This is a genomic window from Mesorhizobium sp. M1E.F.Ca.ET.041.01.1.1 (assembly GCF_003997355.1).
Taxonomy (GTDB): Bacteria; Pseudomonadota; Alphaproteobacteria; order Rhizobiales; family Rhizobiaceae; genus Mesorhizobium.
In genome coordinates this window covers 1-1417 of sequence record NZ_RZSL01000980.1, presented here as the reverse complement: position 1 = coordinate 1417, position 1417 = coordinate 1, and the positions used below count along the sequence as shown (strand labels likewise).

The 1417-nt window shown below is 56.7% G+C and carries 3 protein-coding genes; all 3 read right to left on the bottom strand.

Annotation, left to right across the window (positions count from 1 at the left end; translation table 11 throughout):
* Positions 1-171 precede the first annotated feature (171 nt).
* The gene (locus tag EOA38_RS36585) at positions 172-399 is read right to left on the bottom strand and encodes a DUF768 domain-containing protein (protein ID WP_126093381.1); all 228 of its coding nucleotides are present in this window, start codon (positions 397-399) and stop codon (positions 172-174) included.
* Positions 396-578 (bottom strand): hypothetical protein, encoded by a 183-nt coding sequence (locus EOA38_RS36580; RefSeq protein ID WP_126093380.1) that lies wholly within the window; start codon positions 576-578, stop codon positions 396-398. Before EOA38_RS36580 ends, EOA38_RS36585 begins: the two co-directional genes overlap by 4 nt.
* A gap of 520 nt (positions 579-1098) precedes the next feature.
* The coding region (locus EOA38_RS36575; RefSeq protein WP_210213019.1) for a diguanylate cyclase at positions 1099-1417 on the bottom strand (319 nt) is incomplete at its 5' end.

The following is a 1417-nucleotide window of genomic DNA, read 5'->3' as shown; positions in this document are numbered from 1 at the left end:
TCGCAGGTGAATGCCTTGACGCTCTTGATCCAGTAACCCTTCCTGACCATCGCCCGATTGCAGATTGGGCAATGAAGGATCATGTCTTAGTCGAACAGCGGCGATCTTCGTGAATAGGGTCGCCGCACCGGGAAGGATTATATTCCTCATCGCTTGCCGATTGCCAAGGGGTCAATCGGATTCTTCGATGTCTCTGGAGCCGTTAATCGCAGCCCGGATCGCCTCATAGGCACTGCCGATTTCCTCTTCAATCTCGTCCTCGGAAATACCTGCGGCCTTCGCATCGGTGAACAGCTTGGTCGTCAGCTCCGCTACAGAAATGATGTCCGCGCCTACGTTGCCGCGCATCACGTTGTCGGTGATCCACTTTCCAAAGAACTCTGCCCCGCGTTCGCTCATAATCGATGCCGCTCTTTGAGAATGTGGGCCTCCCGAAGCAGAGAACTCCAGTCAGTTCCAATCAACTTGATCAGCTCATGAGCCTGTTCTTGAGTGATACCCGCCTCTCTGACCAACCTATCCGCCAGCAGCAAAAGGACGCCTTCGCCTGTGCCTGCATTGCCGTTCTTGTTGCTCATGAAATCGACCTCTTAACCTATTCAACGATCAAGAGGGCGAGCCGTTCAGGTCACACGTAAGATTCCGCAGCATTAAGCCGGAGGTGACGACACCAGGCACATTGGGGGACACAGGTACCCGGCCTGTCGGGGAGTCGAGGGGTGACTAGGGCGTACAGGCCGGGCCCGTTACCCCGGTGTGGACGGGGCAGACATCCACTATGCACCGGCTTTCAACGCCCGGCACTGCTAATTTTTAGGATTATCTCGCCCAAAAGTGCGCAGCGGTTTTGGGAGAACGACATGCATCAAAACAAAGACTTAAAGCGCGTCGCCTGAATTCATTTCAGCGTGACGCGCTTTAATAAAAGCCCGTCGCCGGGACCATGTGGCGACGGGCTCTCGACCCAGAAGCGGACATGACCGCTGCCAGCCACAACCAGCAATGGCGAACGTCTGTTCCATGTACTTGCGAAAATATTAGCATCCGCTTGACGAAGCAGCCGGCCGCAGGGTCCGCCGTCCAGCCCTATTTCCTCGGCTATCGGCGGGCTGCCTTGGTCCGACGGCTATCTTTATCCACGTACATCGCCTCGTCCGCCTCAGCGATCAAATCGTCGATAGATTTCAACGTTTCCGTTGTTGGATTGTGGTGGGCGAAGCCCAAACTGAGGGCCAGCGCCGGCTCCCCCGCCGATTCGCTATTGTGATCTTCCACGGCGCTCGTGAGGCGGCGACGGAGAAGTTCGACGGCTGTCCCGTCGACGCCATCTGCCATCGCGATAAACTCGTCGCCACCGATTCTGGCGATCACATCGGACTCCCGGAAGACGGAACGCAAAACCTCCGCGGTCCTGATC